At 73.5% G+C, this 17,994-nt stretch carries 17 protein-coding genes; 5 read left to right on the top strand and 12 right to left on the bottom strand.

Annotated features, from left to right (window positions below; genetic code table 11):
• Window positions 1-101 precede the first annotated feature (101 nt).
• Both GA0070216_RS15545 and GA0070216_RS15540 read left to right on the top strand, forming a co-directional pair.
• On the top strand, window positions 102-986 hold the full coding sequence (locus tag GA0070216_RS15545; RefSeq protein ID WP_091246145.1) for a helix-turn-helix domain-containing protein: 885 nt from the start codon (window positions 102-104) through the stop codon (window positions 984-986).
• A gap of 195 nt (window positions 987-1,181) precedes the next feature.
• A complete protein-coding gene (locus GA0070216_RS15540; RefSeq protein ID WP_091246141.1) occupies window positions 1,182-2,162 on the top strand; it encodes an NHL repeat-containing protein in 981 nt (326 codons plus the stop codon).
• An 81-nt stretch (window positions 2,163-2,243) separates the two neighbouring features.
• On the opposite strand, the gene GA0070216_RS15535 is transcribed toward GA0070216_RS15540, so the two are convergent.
• The 5 genes from GA0070216_RS15535 to GA0070216_RS15515 all read right to left on the bottom strand — a co-directional run bounded on the left by GA0070216_RS15535 (window position 2,244) and on the right by GA0070216_RS15515 (window position 7,914).
• Window positions 2,244-3,932, bottom strand: coding sequence for a ribonuclease J (locus tag GA0070216_RS15535; protein ID WP_091246138.1), 1,689 nt, complete (start codon window positions 3,930-3,932; stop codon window positions 2,244-2,246).
• 52 nt (window positions 3,933-3,984) lie between these two features.
• Entirely contained in the window at window positions 3,985-4,911 is a 927-nt protein-coding gene (gene dapA / locus GA0070216_RS15530) for a 4-hydroxy-tetrahydrodipicolinate synthase (protein ID WP_091246135.1), read from the bottom strand.
• Window positions 4,912-4,957: 46 nt separating this feature from the next.
• The gene (gene thyX, locus GA0070216_RS15525) at window positions 4,958-5,701 is read right to left on the bottom strand and encodes an FAD-dependent thymidylate synthase (protein ID WP_091246131.1); all 744 of its coding nucleotides are present in this window, start codon (window positions 5,699-5,701) and stop codon (window positions 4,958-4,960) included.
• A 217-nt stretch (window positions 5,702-5,918) separates the two neighbouring features.
• Window positions 5,919-6,575, bottom strand: coding sequence for a DUF2752 domain-containing protein (locus tag GA0070216_RS15520; protein WP_425413157.1), 657 nt, complete (start codon window positions 6,573-6,575; stop codon window positions 5,919-5,921).
• A 109-nt stretch (window positions 6,576-6,684) separates the two neighbouring features.
• A complete protein-coding gene (locus GA0070216_RS15515; protein WP_091246128.1) occupies window positions 6,685-7,914 on the bottom strand; it encodes a winged helix-turn-helix domain-containing protein in 1,230 nt (409 codons plus the stop codon).
• Between the two features lie 78 nt (window positions 7,915-7,992).
• Here GA0070216_RS15515 and GA0070216_RS15510 point away from each other — a divergent pair, with 78 nt between their 5' ends.
• Window positions 7,993-8,544: a GNAT family N-acetyltransferase gene (locus GA0070216_RS15510; protein ID WP_091246124.1), complete on the top strand. Its 552-nt coding sequence runs from the start codon at window positions 7,993-7,995 to the stop codon at window positions 8,542-8,544.
• On the opposite strand, the gene GA0070216_RS15505 is transcribed toward GA0070216_RS15510, so the two are convergent.
• Complete coding sequence (locus tag GA0070216_RS15505) at window positions 8,443-9,810, bottom strand: glycosyltransferase 87 family protein (protein WP_091246123.1); 1,368 nt, start codon at window positions 9,808-9,810, stop codon at window positions 8,443-8,445. The two genes, GA0070216_RS15510 and GA0070216_RS15505, sit on opposite strands and share 102 nt — an antisense overlap.
• Window positions 9,811-9,846: 36 nt before the next feature.
• On the opposite strand from GA0070216_RS15505, the gene GA0070216_RS15500 reads away from it, so the two are divergent.
• Window positions 9,847-10,428 carry a GNAT family N-acetyltransferase gene (locus GA0070216_RS15500; protein ID WP_091246118.1) on the top strand — a complete coding sequence of 194 codons (582 nt, stop codon included), beginning with the start codon at window positions 9,847-9,849 and terminating at the stop codon, window positions 10,426-10,428.
• 58 nt (window positions 10,429-10,486) lie between these two features.
• Window positions 10,487-10,882, top strand: coding sequence for a VOC family protein (locus GA0070216_RS15495; RefSeq protein ID WP_218108210.1), 396 nt, complete (start codon window positions 10,487-10,489; stop codon window positions 10,880-10,882).
• 13 nt (window positions 10,883-10,895) lie between these two features.
• Here the strand turns inward: GA0070216_RS15495 and GA0070216_RS15490 are convergent, their stop codons facing one another.
• The 6 genes from GA0070216_RS15490 to GA0070216_RS15465 form a co-directional block, all read right to left on the bottom strand.
• Window positions 10,896-11,366 (bottom strand): GNAT family N-acetyltransferase, encoded by a 471-nt coding sequence (locus tag GA0070216_RS15490; RefSeq protein ID WP_091246111.1) that lies wholly within the window; start codon window positions 11,364-11,366, stop codon window positions 10,896-10,898.
• 104 nt (window positions 11,367-11,470) lie between these two features.
• Window positions 11,471-12,238, bottom strand: a complete 768-nt coding sequence (gene dapB, locus GA0070216_RS15485) for a 4-hydroxy-tetrahydrodipicolinate reductase (RefSeq protein ID WP_091246107.1) — start codon at window positions 12,236-12,238, stop codon at window positions 11,471-11,473.
• Between the two features lie 182 nt (window positions 12,239-12,420).
• Entirely contained in the window at window positions 12,421-13,791 is a 1,371-nt protein-coding gene (locus GA0070216_RS15480; RefSeq protein ID WP_091246104.1) for a M16 family metallopeptidase, read from the bottom strand.
• A gap of 128 nt (window positions 13,792-13,919) precedes the next feature.
• A complete protein-coding gene (locus GA0070216_RS15475) occupies window positions 13,920-16,322 on the bottom strand; it encodes a polyribonucleotide nucleotidyltransferase (protein WP_091246101.1) in 2,403 nt (800 codons plus the stop codon).
• Between the two features lie 221 nt (window positions 16,323-16,543).
• Window positions 16,544-16,813, bottom strand: a complete 270-nt coding sequence (gene rpsO, locus GA0070216_RS15470; RefSeq protein ID WP_091246098.1) for a 30S ribosomal protein S15 — start codon at window positions 16,811-16,813, stop codon at window positions 16,544-16,546.
• A gap of 217 nt (window positions 16,814-17,030) precedes the next feature.
• Entirely contained in the window at window positions 17,031-17,957 is a 927-nt protein-coding gene (locus tag GA0070216_RS15465) for a bifunctional riboflavin kinase/FAD synthetase (protein ID WP_091246095.1), read from the bottom strand.
• Between the last annotated feature and the right edge of the window lie 37 nt (window positions 17,958-17,994).

Here is a 17,994-nt window from a genome sequence, read left to right as displayed (position 1 = left end):
CGACGGAGGGTATCCGCCCCGTCACGCATCCGGCACCGACTGTCGTGCCTACCCCCGGCAGGGTGTGGTTGGCCGGGTGACCGCCGCCAATACTGGGATCCATGCAGGCATCAGGACAGCTCGGCGAGTTCCTCCGCTCGCGCCGCTCCCGGCTCGGCCCGGAGGAGGCCGGGGTGGTCACCTACGGCGGACGGCGGCGGGTTCCGGGGCTGCGCCGGGAGGAGCTGGCCCTGCTGGCCGGGGTGAGCGCCTCCTACTACGCCCGGCTGGAGCAGGGCCTGGCCACCAACGCCTCACCCGAGGTGCTGGACGCGCTCAGCCGGGCACTGCGCCTCGACGACGCGGAACGCCGCCACCTGTCCGGGCTGGCCGCCGGTGGCCGCCGCCCGGTCACCCGCCGGCCACCGCCGGAGCGGGTCGATCCGACCGTACGGCAGCTGGTCGCCGCGCTCGGGGACGTACCCGTGCTGGTGCTCGGCCGCCGACTCGACGTGCTGGCCTGGAACACCGCCGGGCACGCCCTGTTCGCCGGTCACCTGGCGCCGGAGGCGGTGGACCGGCCGGACCGGCGGCCGAACATGGCACGGTTGCTCTTCCTCGACGCGCACACCCGTGACCTGTACGTCGACTGGCCGGCCAAGGCACGGGCCGTGGTGGCGACCCTGCGGATGACCTCCGGGCAGCACCCGTCGGACCCGTTGCTCGCCGCGCTGGTCGGCGAGTTGGCGGTACGCAGCCCCGAGTTCGCCGCCGGGTGGGCCGACCACCGGGTCAAGGCCGGCGGCAACGCCGGCTACGAGATGCGGCACCCGGTGGTCGGCGTGCTGACCGTCACCCAGCAGACCCTGCGGACCGAGGACGACCAGTTGGTCGTCCTCGCCACCACCGCGCCGGGCTCCCCGTCGCAGGCGGCGATGACGCTGCTCGTACACGCCGCGGTCACCGGCCGGGCCGCCACCCGTCAGCCACTGCCCGCGCCCGGCTGACCCGCCACTTCCCACCCCGGCAGCGCCGCGCCAGACCCGCCGGGCGCTGCCGTCCCACCCCGCCCCGGCGGACCGGTGTGATCCGGCCGGCCGCCGCTGCGGCGACCCCGCGAGACGAGGGCACCCCGACAGGTGCCGGATCGTCCGCGCCCTGAACCGGGCCCACGTCCGGGCCCCTCACCAGAAGGACGAACCATGCGCAGAAGAATCCTCACCCTCACGGTGGCCGCTGCGGCGGCCGGCGCCCTGGCCGTACCCGGGGCGGACCCGGCACCGGCGGCCGTCCCGGTCGCCGCCGTCAGCCCGGCCCGGTCGACCCCGGCGACGCAGATCACGGCCCACTTCGACCTGGCGAAGGGGCAACTGCCGGAGAACATCGCGCTGGGCCCCGACGGCACGGCCTATCTCACGTTCGCGGCGGCACGGCAGGTCGCCGCCGTCGACCCGGCGGGCCGGACCCGGGTCCTGGCCACCCTGGCCGCGCCGGCCGACGGCGGCGTCGCCACCCCCGTGCTCGGCTTCGCCCTGACCACCGGCATCGTCCGTACCGGCGACGGCACGTTGTATGTCCTGTACGCCAGCGGCGACGCCGCCAGCACGGGCCTCTACCGGATGTCGCCGGGCCGGGCCCCCCGACGGATCGCCGCGCTACCGGCCGCCGGGCTGCCCAACGGGCTGGCGCTCGACCCGACGGGCCGGACGTTCTACGTCACCGACTCGGTGCTCGGCACCATCTCGACCATCCCGCTGGCCGGTGGTCCCGTCCGGGTCTGGTCGTCGGCGTCCGCCCTCGCCCCGACCGGCTTCCTCGGCGTCAACGGCGTCAAGGTCCGGGGCGGCGCGGTCTGGGCGACCAACCTGGACCAGGGCACCCTGCTGCGGATTCCGCTGCGGCAGGGCCGTCCGGGGGCCGTCGAGGTCAGGGCGACCGGACTGGTCGGCATCGACGACTTCGCCTTCGCCCCCGACGGCCGGATCGTCGCCACCCTCAACGGCCCGAACACGGTGGTGGGCATCGACCGCGACGGGCGGGCCCGGACCCTGCTCACCGGTGCCGACGGGCTGCAGAACCCGACCTCGGTGGCCGTCCGTGGGCACATCATCCTGGTGGCCAGCGCCGCCTACACCACCTCGACCGACCCCAACCTGATCGTGGCCACCCTGCGCCACCGCTGAGTGCCCGTCGGGTCCCGGAACCGGGCCGGCCACCGTCATGACGACGGTGGCCGGCCGGGTGCCGTTGGTGGAAGGAGCCGCTCAGACCTCGACGACGGTCGGAACGATCATCGGACGGCGGCGGTACGCGTCGTTGACCCAGCGCCCCACGGTGCGTCGGACGATCTGCTGGAGCTGGTGCGGATCGGTGATGCCGTCCGCGGCGGCCCGGTTCAGCGCCTCGGTGACCAGCGGGATCACCGGGTTGAACGCCGCCGGGTCCTCGGAGAAGCCCTTCGCCGACAGGGTCGGGCCGGCGACCACCTTGCCGGTGACCGAGTCGACCACCACGGTGGTGGCGATGAAGCCGCCGTCGCCGAGGATCCGCCGCTCGGTGAGCAGCGACTCGCTGACGTCGCCCACGGCCAGGCCGTCGACGTAGACGTACCGGCTCTTCACGTGCCCGACCACGCTGGCGCGGCCCTCGACCAGATCGACGACGTCGCCGTCCTCGCAGATCACCACCCGGTCCGGGGCGACCCCGGACTCGATGCCGAGCCGGGCGTGCGCCCGCAGGTGCCGCCACTCGCCGTGCACCGGCATCAGGTTGCTCGGCCGGACGACGTTGAGCAGGTAGAGCAGTTCCCCGGCGGGGGCGTGCCCGGAGACGTGCACCTTGGCCACGTCCTTGTGCACCACCACCGCGCCGGCCCGGGCCAGCCGGTTGATCACCCGGTAGACCGACGTCTCGTTGCCGGGGACCAGCGACGAGGCGAGCACGACGGTGTCGCCGGGGGCGATGGTGATGTGCCGGTGGTCGCCGCTGGCCATCCGGCCCAGCGCGCTCATCGGCTCGCCCTGCGAACCGGTGGACATCAGCACGATCTGGTCGGGCGGCAGCGTGGTGGCCTCCTCGATCCCGATCACCAGGCCGGCCGGGATGTTGAGCAGGCCGAGGTCGCGGGCGATGCCCATGTTGCGGACCATCGACCGGCCGATCAGCGCCACCTTGCGGCCGTGCTCCAACGCCGAGTCGAAGACCTGCTGCACCCGGTGCACGTGGGAGGCGAACGAGGCGACGATGATCCGCCCCTTCGCCTTCGCGAAGATCGAGTCGAGCACCGGCCCGATCTCCCGCTCCGGGGTGACGAAACCCGGGATCTCGGCGTTGGTGGAGTCCGACAGCAGCAGGTCGACGCCCTCGGCGCCGAGCCGGGCGAACCCGGCCAGGTCGGTGATCCGGCCGTCCAGCGGGAGCTGGTCCATCTTGAAGTCGCCGGTGTGCAGCACCAGGCCGGCGGGGGTACGGATGGCCACCGCGAGGGCGTCCGGGATGGAGTGGTTGACTGCGAAGAACTCGCACTCGAACGGGCCCAGCCGCTCCCGACCGCCCTCCCGCACGGTCAGCGTGTAGGGCTGGATCCGCCGCTCGGCCAGCTTCGCCTCGACCAGGGCGAGGGTGAACTGGGAGCCGACCAGGGGGATGTCCGGCTTGTGGGCGAGCAGGTACGGCACCGCGCCGATGTGGTCCTCATGGCCGTGGGTCAGCACGATCGCCTGCACGTCGGCCAGCCGGTCCAGGATCGGCCCGAAGTCGGGCAGGATCAGGTCCACACCGGGCTGCTCGACGTCGGGGAAGAGCACCCCGCAGTCGACGATCAGCAGCTTGCCGTCGAACTCGAAGACGGTCATGTTCCGACCGATGGCACCGAGTCCGCCGAGCGGGATGATCCGCAGCCCGCCCTCGGGCAGCGGCGGGGGCAGTTCACCCTCGAATTGCGCCTCGGTCACGCGTCCACCTCATTCTGCGACGCCGTAACCCGGCGTCCATCGTATCGTTCGATCATTCGGGCAGGTCCAGGCCCGCCGCCGCGCAGTCCGCGCGCAGCAGGGCCAGTTCGTCGTCGGTGGCGTCCACCAGCGGTGGCCGCACCGGACCGGCGGGCAGGCCCAGCACGTTCAGGCCCGCCTTGACCAGGATGGTGCCCGGGCTGCGGAAGATCCCGGTGAGCAGCGGCAGCAGCCGCCGGTGCAGGGTCAGCGCCGCGCCGGTGTCGCCCGCGTCGTACGCCTCGATCATCTGCTTGGCGAGCACGCCGGTGAAATGGGTCGAGGTGCCGACCAGGCCGACCCCGCCGACCGCCAGGGTGGGCAGGGTGAGCGAGTCCTCGCCGCTGTAGAAGGCGAGGTCGGTGCGGCTGGTCACCCAACTGGTGGCGGTCAGGTCACCCTTGGCGTCCTTGACCGCGACGATCCGCTCGTGCGCGGCGAGCCGCACCAACGTCTCGGTCTCGATCGCCACCCCGGCGCGGTGCGGGATGTCGTACACCATGATCGGCAGGCCGGTGCCGTCGGCGACCGCGGTGAAGTGCCGCACCAGCCCCTGCTGCGGTGGCTTGCTGTAGTACGGCGTCACCACCAGCAGGCCGTGCGCGCCGGCCTTCTCCGCCGCGGCGGCCAACTCGATGGTGTGCCGGGTGTCGTTGGTGCCGACGCCGGCCACCACCTGCGCCCGGTCACCGACCGCCTCCACCACCGCCCGGATCAGGGTCTCCTTCTCCGCGTCCGTGGTGGTCGGCGACTCGCCGGTGGTGCCATTGATCACCAGCGCGTCGTTGCCCTGCGCGTCGACGAGGTACGTCGCCAGTTGGACGGCGCCGTCGAGGTGGAGGGAGCCATCGGCGGTGAACGGGGTCACCATCGCGGTGAGCAGTCGCCCGAACGGGCGCGACAGGCCCCGGTCGGGGGCGGCAGGGTGGTCGTGCGTCATGCTCACAACCTAGCGGACGAGCACCGGACGTCCGGTGGGTAAGGGCTCAGGACAGCTGTGCGTGCGGGCTCGTCGCCACCTCGGTGCCGTCCGGCAGGGTGCTGACGACGAAGTCGGCGAAGACGTTCGGGGCCACCCGTCGGAGCTGCCGCAGGCACTCCACGGCCAGTTCACGGATCTCCACGTCGGCGTGTTCGGTGGCCCGCATCCCGATGAAGTGCCGCCAGGCGCGGTAGTTGCCGGTGACCACGATCCGCGTCTCGGTGGCGTTGGGCAGCACCGCCCGGGCCGCCTGCCGGGCCTGCTTGCGGCGCAGCGTCGGGTTGGGCTCGTCGGCGAACCGCTGCTCCAGCCCCTCCAGCAGCTCGGTGTACGCCCGGACGCTGGCCTCGGCGGCCTCGACGAACCGCTTGTGCAGCTCCGGATCGTCGGCGATCACGGCCGGCTCGACCATCGCCGCGTCCCGCTCCGGGACGTACCGCTGGGAGAGCTGGGAGTAGGAGAAGTGCCGGTGCCGGATCAGCTCGTGGGTGAACGAGCGGGACACCCCGGTGAAATAGAAGGTCACCGTGCCGTGCTCCAGCACCGACAGGTGCCCGACCTCCAGGATGTGCGCCAGGTAACCGGCGTTGGTGGCGGTCGCCGGGTTCGGCTTCTTCCAGCTCTGGTAGCAGGCCCGGCCGGCGAACTCGGCGAGCGCCTGGCCGCCCTCGGCGTCGGTCGACCACGGCACGTCGCTCGGGGCCTGGAACTGGGTCCACGCGATCAGCTGGGCCTGGGGCTGCACCATCTCCGGCATTCCTGCGACTGTAGTGGCCGGGTGGGCGGCGGGGAAACTCGGGCCGCCGCCCCTGACCAGCGCGATCACCCGCCGTGCGGGTTTCGGGCGGGCGGTGGGTGGCCAACGTCTCGCACCGGCCTCCGCCGGGCGGCACCGCCACGGCGGACCGCGACGCGCGCCGACCCGTCCCGGCCGGCGACGGCGCTGCTCCGCCCGCCGGGCGGGGTCAGACGTAGAGGGCGGTGAACGGGGCCCAGGGCAGGTTGCGCAGCACCGAGAAGGCGAGCCAGACGGCGAGGAAGCCGCCGATCACCGGGGAGCTGAGCCGCAGCTCGGGCAGCCGCCACCCGAATGCCTGCTTACCGGCCCAGGCGACGAAGAGGTAGGCCAGGAAGGGCACCGCGAAGACGAAGACGACATGGTGTCGGGCGGCGGCGGGCAGGTCGGCGTGCAGCAGGTACCACAGCGCGCGGGTGCCTCCGCAGCCTGGACAGTCCAGCCCGGTGGTCAGCTTGAGCAGGCAGCTCGGCGGGGCGTCCGGGTCGCTGGTGGTCGGATCACTGACCAGCGCGTACGCCATCCCGGCGGCGACGCAGCCGAGGGCGGCCAGCGGTGCCGCCCAGCGCGGCGAACGGGCGTGCAGCCGGAGCACGAAACGGGTGAGCCGGTCCGGCTCGGGCTGCTGCCACACCACCGGCGGCCCGGCCGACCAGGACCCGGGTGGCACCGCGTCGGCGGACCAGCCCCCCGGTCCGGCCGCACCGGGGGCGGCACCGGGCACCTCGCCGGTGCCGGGCGGGGTGGCGGAACCACCCACGTCGGCGGCGTCGCCGGCCCGGAAGGCGTCGCCGACCCCGGCGGTGTCCCGGGACGGGTCGCTCAGGGTGTGGGTGGTGCCGGCCGGCACGGGACCGGCCGACGTCGGATCGGTGCCCGGCCCCGGCCGGCCCGGCTCGGCCGCTCCGGTCGGCCCGTCAACGCTCGTCACGGCCTCACGGTACACCGGTGCGGCTGCGCAGCGCGGCGGCCAGCGGGGCGGCCAGGTCACCCGCGGCCGGCGGGGCGACCGCATCCAGGCCGAGCCAGCCGGCGAGCCGGCGCAGCTCGGCGGCGAGCGCGACGGCGGTCTCCCCCGGGTCGACGCCGGGCTCCTGCCAGGCCGCCGGCACCAGCAGCACCCCGGCCTTGCGGTCGGCCTTGAGGTCGACCCGGGCGGTGAACCGCTCCCCCTGCAGGAAGGGCAGCACGTAGTAGCCGTGCACCCGCTGCGCGGCCGGCACGTAGATCTCGATCCGGTAGCCGAAACCGAACAGCCGCTCGGTGCGGGCCCGTTCCCAGACCAGCGGGTCGAACGGGCTGACCAGGGTGTTGCCCCGGACCCAGCGGGGCAGCCGGGCGTCGACGTGCCGCCAGGCCGGCTGCCGCCACCCCTGCACGGTCGCCGGCACCAGCTCACCGGCCTCGACCAGCTCGGCGACGGCCTGCCGGGCACCCGCCAACGGGAGCCGGAAATAGTCCCGCAGCTCCGGCTCGGCGGCCACCCCCAGCGACCGGGCGGCCACCGCGACCAGGGTGCGGTACGCCTCGGCATCGGTCGGCGTGGGCGCGTCGAGCACGGCCGGCGGCAGCACCCGTTCGGGCAGGTCGTAGCGGCGGGCGAAGGAGGGGGTCCGGTCGGCGGCGGTGACCTCGCCGGCCCAGAACAGGAACTCCAGCGCCCGCTTCACCGCCGACCAGTTCCACCCCCAGTTGCCGGTCTCCCGGGGCGCGTCGTGCTCGATCTCGGCGGCGGTCAGCGGGCCCCGGGCGGCCACCTCGTCGCGGACCCAGCCGACCAGCTCGGGCTGCTCCTCGGCGATCCGCCGCATCCCGCCCCAGGCGTCGTCGCGGGCCTTGGCCATCCGCCAGCGCAGCGCGGCGTGCAGGCCCACCGGCACCAGGGACGCCTCGTGCCCCCAGTATTCGAACAGCTCCCGGGGACGGCGGTAGGCGGCGGTGTCGAGCAGGCCCGTCGGATAGGGCCCGAGCCGGCTGTAGAGCGGCAGGTAGTGCGCGCGTTGCAGCACGTTGACCGAATCCATCTGGATCAACCCGACCCGGTCGAGCACCCGGCGCAGGTGCCGGCGGGTGGGCACCCCGGCGGGCGCCGGGTCGGCGAAGCCCTGGGCCGCGAGCGTCATCCGCCGGGCCTGGGTGAGGGAGAGCGATTCCGGTGCGACCATCGCCGACGACCCTAGACCAGCGGTACGACACCGGAGCGGACACTGGACCGACCGCCCGCCGGCGCATAGAACGGACACATGCTCACCATCCGTCGCGAGGGGCCGGACGACGCCGAGGCGATCGCCCGGGTGCACATCCACGGCTGGCAGGCCGGTTACGCCGGCATCATGCCGGCCGAGGTGCTGGTCCGGCTCAACCCGGTGGCCTGGGCGCAGCGCCGACGGGACGTCGGCACCGCCGACCCGGAGCACCCGTTCACCACCCTGCTCGCCGAGATCGACGGGGTGCCGGCCGGATTCACCACCTTCGGCCCGTACCGCAACAACCAGGACCGGGGTGACCTGGACCCGACGTACGGCGAACTGCTGGCGATCTACGTGGAGCCGGCGCACTGGGGTGACGGCACCGCGCGGGCCCTGTTCACCGCCGCCCGGGACGGGCTGGCGGCCAACGGCTGGCGGGAGTACCGGGTGTGGGTGCTGGCCGACAACGCCCGCGCCCGGCGGTTCTACGAGCGGGCCGGCCTGTCAGCCGACGGCCAGCGGTCCCGCTACCCGGTGCCGTTGGCCGGCGGCGGGCCCCCGGTCCACCTCGACGAACTGCGCTACACCGGTCGGCTCCCCGGCTGACCCGGCCGGCCGCTGCGCGGCACCGGCCGGGCCGGCGGGCCGCGCCGCCCCACCCCGGCCGGTGGGCCCCGCCGGGCCGCCGGGCCGGCCGCCGACCGGGGCGCCCCAGGTACGGATCGGCAGCAGCACCAGCAGCGCGAGGCTGATCCAGACGTAGGTGTTGCTGCCCAGGAAGCCGGTGATCCCGGTGAAGTCCTTCTCCCAGGCCCAGACGATCCGGCTGCACAGCAGCGCGTAGCCGGCCACCGCGAGGGCCAGCAGCGCCCGCCGCCGCAGGCCGCCGGCAGGCGCGGCGACGGCGTTGTCGACCAGCAGGATCAGCGCCGGGATCAACCAGACCAGGTGGTGCACCCAGGTGACCGGGCTGACCAGGCACATCAGCGCGCCGGTCAGCGCCAGCCCGGTGGCCTCGTCGCCGACCGCCACGGCGACCCGGCAGCGCCAGGCCCAGACGGCCAGGGTGACCAGCACCAGCGCCAGCCAGGCCAGGGTGCTCGGATGCTCCGGGTTCAGCCGGGCCACCACCCCGCGCAGCGACTGGTTGGACACGAACGCCAACTCGCCCACCCGGTCGGTGTTCCACAGCGCCGAGGTCCAGAACTCCCGGGTCGCGTCGGGGAAGAGGGCGGCGGCGAGCAGCGTGGCGGCGGCCGAGGCGGCGACGGCGGTGCCGGCGGCCCGGAACCGCCGGGTGATCAGCAGATAGACGATGAAGACGCCCGGGGTCAGCTTGATCGCGGTGGCCACCCCGATCCCGACCCCGGCCCACCGGTTGCCGGCCGGCAGCAGCCGCAGCAGATCCACCGCCACCAGGAAGAGCAGCAGCATGTTGACCTGGCCGAAGTTGACCGTCTCGCGCATCGGCTCGAACGCGGCGGCCAGGCAGAGCGCCACCGCCAGGACGAACCAGCGGGTCCAGCCGGCCCGCCGGGCGACCGGGTCGAGCAGCCACCAGACCAGCACCGCGCTGACCACCACCGTGGCGGCCACGCTGACGGTGATCGCCGCCGGCCACGGCAGGTACGCCATCGGCAGCATCACCAGCGCCGCGAACGGGGGGTAGGTGAAGCCGTACTGGGTGCCGGGCTTGAGGTAGTCGTAGATCTCACCGTGGTCGTGGACCCAGAAGGTCAGCGCGCCGTAGTAGACCTTCAGGTCGAAGAAGCCGTGCCGGACGGCCGCCACGGAGAGGAAGGCGGCCACCGCGACGGCGAGCACCACCACCGCGACGACCTGCCCGGTCCTCCGCCTGGCACCCTGCGCCACCGTCGTCTCCCTCGCTGTGGCCTAGGCTTTCGTGCCATGGCTCTGGGGTTCGTCCGCCCGGCGCGTCCGGAGGACGCCGCCGAGATCGCCCGTGTGCAGCTCGCGACCTGGCGGGTCGCGTACCGTCGGCTGCTGCCCCGGCACGTGCTCGACAACCTGGACGAGGCGTGGCTCGCCCGGCGGTGGAGCGCGGCGGTGCAGGAGCCGCCCTCGGCCGCGCACCGGGTGCTCGTCGCCGTGGAACAGGCCGAGCAATCCTATCTGGTGGGCTTCGCCGCTTCCGGGCCGGCGGACGACGAGGCGCTCGCCCCGGGCGAGCCGGCGGCGGCACTGGGCACCGGCGTGGTGGCGGTGACCGACCTGCTGGTGGAGCCGCGCTGGGGTCGGCGCGGGCACGGCAGCCGGCTGCTCTCCGCCGCCGTGGAGGGCTGGCGCACCGACGGGTTCACCCGCGCGGTGGCCTGGGCCTTCGACGGCGACGAGGCGACCCGCAAGTTCCTCACCAGCACCGGTTGGGAGCTGGACGGCGCCGCCCGCGCGCTGGACGTCGACGACATGCTCGTCCCCCAGGTGCGGCTGCACGTGGCGGTCCCCGCCGAGCCGACTGACACGCCCTGACCCGGCCGATTCTGTCGGCCCGCCGTGGTAGACCGAAGGCGGCGGGGTGCCACCGACGGTGAGGGAGACGACCATGTTCCGGGAGACGAAGGCGTTCAGCGGGTTCTCGGCCGACGACACCGACCGGGCCCGGGAGTTCTACGCCGACACCCTCGACCTGCGGGTGTCCCAGCTCGGCGGTCCCGGTGGGCTGCTGATGCTGCACCTGGCCGGCGACCGGGACGTGGTGGTCTACCCGAAGGCCGACCACGTGCCGGCGGCGTTCACGGTGCTCAACTTCCCGGTGGACGACGTCGACCGGGCGGTCGACGAGCTGACCGCGCGCGGGGTGCGGTTCGCGCGCTACCCGGGGTTGCCGCAGGACGACCGGGGGATCATGCGCGACAACGGGCCGACGATCGCCTGGTTCACCGACCCGGCCGGCAACATCCTCTCGGTGATCGCGCAGGAGTGACGCCACCGACGGGTCAACGGCGCAGTTCGGCGACCAGTTCGTCGTCCTCCACCACACCGGTGGGCGCGAAACCCAACGAGGTGTAGAGCCGGGCGGCGGCGGCGTTGTCCGGGTGGTACGACAACCGGACCGGGTGGACGGCGTCCGGGCCGCCCAGCCAGTCGGCGAGGGTGCGCACGGCGGCCCGGCCCACCCCTCGGCCCTGTTCGGCGGCGTCGACCACCATCCCGCCGATCCACCGGGACCCGTCGTCGTCCACGCCCCACATGACGTGGCCGACCACGGACCCGTCGGCGTACACCGCCAACGACGTCCACACGTCGGAACGCATGGTCAGCACCAGGTAGCGGGCCGCCAGCGCCGGCACCCAGTCCCGCTGGTCGTCGCGGGGGGCCAGATCGGCCACCGCCCGCCAGTTGTCGTCGTCCACCGGGCGCAGGGTGACCCGCCGCCCGGCCCTATCGGTATGTCCGGAATCCAGCACCGGGGCAGCCTAGGAGTCGGCCCGGCGCACCGCCAACGAATTCGCCGACACCACCCCACGACATCCGGCTCCGACCCGGGACACGCCCGGCGCGGCCCAGCGGCCTAGTCGAGCAGGGCGTCCAGGCCGACGGTCAATCCCGGTCGCTGTCGGACCGCCCGCACGGCCAGCAGCACCCCGGGCATGAACGAGACCCGGTCGTACGAGTCGTGCCGGATGGTCAACGTCTCGCCGAGGGTGCCGAACAGCACCTCCTGGTGGGCGACCAGGCCGGTGGCGCGGACCGCGTGCACGCGTACCCCGTCGATGTCGGCGCCGCGCGCCCCCGGCACCTCGTCCTTGGTGGCGTCCGGCGTCGGGCCGAGACCGGCCTCGGCGCGGGCCTGCGCGACCAGCCGGGCGGTGTGGGTGGCGGTGCCGCTCGGCGCGTCGAGCTTGCGCGGGTGGTGCTGCTCGATGATCTCCACGGACTCGAAGTGCCGGGCCGCGCGGGCGGCGAACTGCATCATCAGCACCGCGCCGATGCCGAAGTTGGGGGCGATCACCACCCCGACGTCGGGCCGGTCGGCCAGCCAGCCGCGCACCTGCTCCAGGCGCTGCCGGGTGAAACCGGTGGTGCCGACCACCGCGTGCACACCCCGGTCGACGCACCAGCGCAGATTGTCCATGACCACGTCCGGGGTGGTGAAGTCGACGACCACCTCGGCGGCCGAGGCCCCGGACAGCTCGTCGCCCTGGTCGACCGCCGCCACCAGCTCCAGGTCACCGGCCCCGTCGACCGCCCGGCACACCTCGGCGCCCATCCGACCCCGGGCACCCAGCACACCGACCCGGATCGACCCGTCCCGGCCCTTCTCCTGCTCGTCAGTCACGGGGCACAACCTATCCCAATCGGGACGCGACCCCCCGCCGGACCAGCACCGTCCCACCGGCCGGTCCCGGCACGGACTCCGGACCCGACCGCGAGCCGACGCCCACCTCGACGCCGACCGCTCGGGCCGACGCCGCGACGGCACCGCGCGGCCGGGAACGGACCACCGGGTGGGCGGCGGGCTCAGCCGGCGAAGTCGTGCTCCCCGAACGGGCCGACCACGGCCAGCGACATCGGCCGGCTCAGCAGCTCGGCGGCCAGGGTGTTCACGTCGGCCAGGGTCACCGCGTCGACCCGGGCCAGCAACTCGTCCACCGGCATCAGGTCGCCGTAGAGCAGCTCGCCCTTGGCCAGCCGGCTCATCCGGGACCCGGTGTCCTCCAGGCCCAGCACGAACGAGCCCTTGCTCATCCCCTTGCCCCGGGCCACCTCCGCCTCGGTGAGCCCGTCGGCGGCCACCCGGGCCAGCTCGGCGCGGGTCAACTGGAGCACCTCGTCCACCTTGCCCGGCGCGCAGCCGGCGTAGACGGCGAACAGGCCGCTGTCGGCGTACTGGCTGGCGTAGGAGTAGACCGAGTAGGCCAGGCCACGGCGCTCACGGATCTCCTGGAACAGCCGGCTGGACATCCCGCCGCCGAGGACGTTGTTGAGCACCCCGAGGGCGAACCGCCGCTCGTCGACCCGGTCGATGCCGGGGCAGCCGAGGATGACGTGGGCCTGCTCGGTCTCCTTCGGCGCGACCAGGACGGTGGCCGGCTTCGTGCGTACCGTCGGGGTGGTCGGCCGGGGGGTGCCCGGCTCGGCCGGGTCGGTGTCCAGCGGGGTCCCGCGCAGCGCCTGGCGGACCAGCCGGACCACGGCGGCGTGGTCGAGGTTGCCGGCGGCCGCGATGACGATCTGCGGCGCGGTGTAACGGCGGCGGTAGAAGCTCTGGATCTGCCGGCGGGTCATCGGGGTGACCGTCTCCTCGGTGCCGGAGATCAGCCGGCCGAGGGGGTGACCACCGTAGACGGCGCGGGCGAAGAGGTCGTGCACCTCGTCGCCGGGCTCGTCGTCGTGCATGGCGATCTCTTCGAGGATGACGCCGCGCTCGGTCTCCACGTCGGCCGGCTCCAGCAGCGAGTCGGCGACCGCGTCGCACATCACGTCGATGGCCAGCGGCAGGTCCTCGTCGAGGACCCGCGCGTAGTAGCAGGTGTATTCCTTGGTGGTGAAGGCGTTGGTCTCGCCGCCCACCGCCTCGATCTCGGAGGAGATCTCCAGCGCGGTGCGCTTGTGGGTGCCCTTGAAGAGCAGGTGCTCCAGGAAGTGCGCGGCACCGGCCTGCGAGCCGGTCTCGTCCCGCGAGCCCACCGTGACCCAGATGCCGAACGAGACGCTGCGCATCGTCGGGATCGCCTCGGTCAACACCCGTAGCCCGCTCGGCAGGACGGTCCGCCGCACCGTGCCGCCCAACGGGTCGTCACTGATCGTGCGGGTCACCGCCCGGGACGCGGCTCCGGCGCGGCCGGGTTGCGCCCCGGTGGCGTGCCGGACGACGTCGGGCGACGCCACCGGCCGTCGACCCGCGGGAAACGACGAACGCTGGGCCCGGCTCACGCAAACCTGCTCTCCGTGCGACGAGGGGTGGAGGAGACACACCGGCCGGGTGACGACGTCGTCGTCACCCGGCCGGTCACTGCTCAGCTGTGCCGGGTACGCCGACGCGGACGCTCGCCGCCGTCGCCACCCTCGCCGCCACCCGGGCGCTCGCCGCGCTCCGGGCCACGCTCGCCGCCGGACGGGGCCCGACCACCCCGGTCGCCGCCACGGTCCCCACGGTCACGCGGACCGCGGTCGCCGCCCCGGCCGGCCGGCCGGTCGCCACCGGCGGCCTCGCCGGCCTCACCGGCGGCCGGCGCCTCGGCGCCCTCCGGCCGGACCTTGTCCAGGTAGATCTTGCCGCGGGCGTCGATGTCCGCGATCTCCACCTCGACCTTGTCGCCGACGTTGAGGAAGTCCTCGACCCGCTCGACCCGCTTGCCGTCGCCCACCTTGGAGATGTGCAGCAGGCCGTCCCGGCCGGGCAGCAGCGAGATGAACGCGCCGAACGCGGCGGTCTTGACCACCGTGCCGAGGAACCGCTCGCCGGCCTTGGGCAGGGTCGGGTTGGCGATCCCGTTGATCCGGTCCACGGCGGCCTGCGCCGACGGGCCGTTGGTCGCGCCGACGTAGATCGTGCCGTCGTCCTCGATGGAGATCTCGGCGCCGGTCTCGTCCTGGATGGCGTTGATGGTCTGCCCCTTCGGGCCGATCACCATGCCGATCTTGTCCACCGGGATCTTGACGGTGGTGACCCGCGGCGCGTAGTCCGACATCTCGGCCGGCGACTCGATCGCCGCCTGCATCACACCGAGAATGGTCTGCCGGGCCTCGTTCGCCTGCTGGAGCGCGGCGGCGAGCACGTCGGACGGGATGCCGTTGAGCTTGGTGTCGAGCTGGAGCGCGGTGACGAACTCCGGCGTGCCGGCGACCTTGAAGTCCATGTCACCGAACGCGTCCTCGGCACCGAGGATGTCGGTCAGCGTCACGTACTGGGTCTTGCCGTCCACCTCGTCGGAGATGAGGCCCATCGCGATGCCGGCCACCGGCGCCTTGAGCGGCACACCGGCCGACAGCAGCGCCAGCGTCGAGGCGCAGACCGAACCCATCGAGGTCGAGCCGTTGGAGCCGAGGGCCTCGGACACCTGTCGGATCGCGTACGGGAACTCCTCGCGCGACGGCAGCACCGGCAGCAACGCCCGCTCGGCCAGCGCGCCGTGGCCGATCTCCCGCCGCTTCGGCGAGCCGACCCGGCCGGTCTCCCCGGTGGAGTACGGCGGGAAGTTGTAGTTGTGCATGTAGCGCTTGCGGTTCTCCGGGGAGAGGGTGTCCACCATCTGCTCCATCCGGAGCATGTTCAGCGTGGTGACCCCGAGGATCTGGGTCTCACCCCGCTCGAACAGCGCGGAACCGTGCACCCGGGGCAGCACGCCGACCTCGGCGGTGAGCGCCCGGATGTCGCGCGGACCCCGGCCGTCGATCCGGACCTGCTCGCGCAGCACCCGGTTGCGGACCTCGGACTTGGTCAACGACCGGAAGGCGGCGGACAGCTCCTTCTCCCGGCCCTCGAACCGACCGCCGAGCTCCTCGGCGACCTTGGCCTTGATCCGGTCCAGGGCCTCCTCGCGGTCGGCCTTGCCGGCGATCTGGAGCGCCTCGCCCACCTCGGCGCGGACCAGCTCGGCCACCGCCTGGTAGATGTCGTCCTGGTAGTCCAGGAAGACCGGGAACTCGGTGACCGGCTTGGCCGCCACCTCGGCCAGCTCGCTCTGCGCCCGGCACAGTTCGCGGATCGCCGGCTTGGCGGCCTCCAGGCCGCTGGCGACGATCTCCTCGGTCGGGGCGGTCGCGCCGCCCGCGATCAGGGCGACGGCGTTCGGCGTCGCCTCGGCCTCGACCATCATGATCGCGACGTCGCCGTCGTCGAGCGTGCGGCCGGCCACCACCATGTCGAAGGTGGCGCGGGCCAACTCCTCCAGGGTCGGGAAGGCCACCCACTGGCCGTCGACGTGCGCGACCCGGGTTGCCCCGATCGGGCCGGAGAACGGCAGGCCGGACAGCTTGGTCGACATCGAGGCCGCGTTGATGGCGACCACGTCGTACGGGTGCTGCGGGTCGAGCGCGAGGATGGTCTCGACGACCTGGACCTCGTTGCGCAGGCCCTTGACGAACGACGGGCGCAGCGGCCGGTCGATCAGCCGGCAGGTGAGGATGGCGTCCTCGCTGGGCCGGCCCTCGCGGCGGAAGAACGAGCCGGGGATGCGGCCCGCGGCGTACATCCGCTCCTCGACGTCGACGGTCAGCGGGAAGAAGTCGAACTGCTCCTTCGGGTGCTTACCGGCGGTGGTGGCGGAGAGGACGACCGTCTCGCCGAGCTGGGCGACGACGGAACCGGCGGCCTGGCGGGCCAGCCGGCCGGTGGAGAAGGTGATCTCACGGGTGCCGAAGGACCCGTTGTCGATCACGGCGGTACGGGATTCGGTGCCGAGGTTGGTCTCGGTCATGTGCGGCGGTACTCCTTCGCGTCGTGGGCGCACGACACCGGAGCTGCTCAGACGGCCGGTCTTCGATCGAAGCGCCCGGGTGGCCGGCATGATGCCGGGATGCCCGGGGGCCACTACCGGAGACCGGTACGCTGACCGGCTCCCTCTCGGGTGGTCGCGCGGCCCTCTTCTTCTGGTGGTGCCCAGCGGGGGAGCGACCCAGCGGCCACTCCCCCGTCACGTCATCGGCGCAGGCCGAGCCGCTCGATCAGCGACCGGTAGCGACTGATGTCCTTCTTCTGGACGTAGTTGAGCAGCCGACGGCGCCGACCGACCAGCAGCAGCAGCCCACGGCGGCTGTGGTGGTCGTGCTTGTGCACCTTCAGGTGCTCGGTCAGCTCCGCGATCCGCTTGGTGAGGACCGCGACCTGGACCTCCGGCGAACCGGTGTCGCCCTCGGCGGTCGCGTACTCCGTGCGGATCTTGGCCTTGGCTTCCTGGTCGAGCGCCATGTTCTCCCTGTTTCGGTGGGTTGACAACTGGTGTCCGTCGTTCGGGTCCGAACGGACCGGGGACGGACGAACCTCGCACCCGCGGCGTCGTGCAGGCACGCGAGGCCCCGCGTCGGTCATCCGACGTCACCGCCACACTACCAGCCCGTCGCGGAACCGCCCGGTCAAGGCCCTCGGGCGGGGCGACGGAGGGTCGCGGACCGCCCCGCACGGCCCGTCAGGCGACCGCCTGGCGGGTCCGCGCGACGTCCTCGGCCATCTGGACGAGCAGCGGTTCGATGGCGTCGTACCGGATCTGGCCGCGCAGGTGGGCGGCGAAGTCCAGGGCGACCCGTTCGCCGTACAGGTCGCCGGAGAAGTCCAGCACGTGCGCCTCGACCCGGCGCTCCCGGCCGGCGAACGTCGGGTTGGTGCCGATCGAGATGGCCGCCGGCAGCCGCTCGGTCCCCCGACGCACCAGCCAGCCGGCGTAGACCCCGTCGGCGGGCACCGCCGCGTGCGGCGGGCAGAGCAGGTTGGCGGTGGGGAAGCCCAGCTCCCGGCCGCGCTGGTCGCCCAGCACCACCACCCCTTCGAGCCGGTGCGGGCGACCGAGCACGGCCGCCGCCGCCGCCACGTCGCCCGCGTCGACGCAGGACCGGATGTACGTCGAGGAGAAGACCGTCCCTTCGGCGGCGACCAGCGGGGCGTTCTCCACCCCGAAGCCGAACGTCCCGCCGAGCTGTTCGAGCAGCGCCACGTTCCCGGCGGCCCGGTGCCCGAAGCGGAAGTTGTCCCCCACCACGACCAGCATGGCGTGCAGGTGCTCGACCAGGATGTCGTGCACGAACGCCTCGGCCGGCAGCTGGGACAGCTCGGCGGTGAACGGCACCACACAGAGCACGTCGACCCCGAGCGCCTCGATCAGCTCCGCCTTGCGGGTGGGCTCGGTGAGCACGGCCGGGTGCGCGCCGGGGCGGACCACCTCGGCCGGGTGCGGGTCGAAGGTCACCACCACCGACTGGACGCCCAGCTCCCGGGCCCGCGCCACGGCGTGTCCGATGGTCGCCTGGTGTCCCTGGTGCACGCCGTCGAAGACGCCGATGGTGACGACCGACCGCCCCCAGTCACCGGGCGCCGCCTCGTACCCCCGCCACCGCTGCATGCCGCTCCTCTCCTGCTCCACCGCTGACCGGCTCCCA

It is taken from the genome of Micromonospora matsumotoense (genome assembly GCF_900091525.1).
Classification (GTDB): domain Bacteria; phylum Actinomycetota; class Actinomycetes; order Mycobacteriales; family Micromonosporaceae; genus Micromonospora; species Micromonospora matsumotoensis.
This window is presented reverse-complemented; position numbering and strand designations above follow the sequence as displayed.

Excerpts from the sequence above, each read along its gene's own strand:
- thyX (WP_091246131.1), bottom strand. The coding sequence starts at position 5,701 with ATGGTGCAGCCCCAGGCCCAGCTGATCGCGTGGACCCAGTTCCAGGCC.
- GA0070216_RS15510 (WP_091246124.1), top strand. The coding sequence starts at position 7,993 with ATGCTCACCATCCGTCGCGAGGGGCCGGACGACGCCGAGGCGATCGCC.
- rpsO (WP_091246098.1), bottom strand. The coding sequence starts at position 16,813 with ATGGCGCTCGACCAGGAAGCCAAGGCCAAGATCCGCACGGAGTACGCG.
- GA0070216_RS15465 (WP_091246095.1), bottom strand. The coding sequence starts at position 17,957 with ATGCAGCGGTGGCGGGGGTACGAGGCGGCGCCCGGTGACTGGGGGCGG.
- GA0070216_RS15500 (WP_091246118.1), top strand. The coding sequence starts at position 9,847 with ATGGCTCTGGGGTTCGTCCGCCCGGCGCGTCCGGAGGACGCCGCCGAG.
- GA0070216_RS15540 (WP_091246141.1), top strand. The coding sequence starts at position 1,182 with ATGCGCAGAAGAATCCTCACCCTCACGGTGGCCGCTGCGGCGGCCGGC.
- GA0070216_RS15515 (WP_091246128.1), bottom strand. The coding sequence starts at position 7,914 with ATGGTCGCACCGGAATCGCTCTCCCTCACCCAGGCCCGGCGGATGACG.
- GA0070216_RS15475 (WP_091246101.1), bottom strand. The coding sequence starts at position 16,322 with ATGACCGAGACCAACCTCGGCACCGAATCCCGTACCGCCGTGATCGAC.
- GA0070216_RS15545 (WP_091246145.1), top strand. The coding sequence starts at position 102 with ATGCAGGCATCAGGACAGCTCGGCGAGTTCCTCCGCTCGCGCCGCTCC.
- dapA (WP_091246135.1), bottom strand. The coding sequence starts at position 4,911 with ATGACGCACGACCACCCTGCCGCCCCCGACCGGGGCCTGTCGCGCCCG.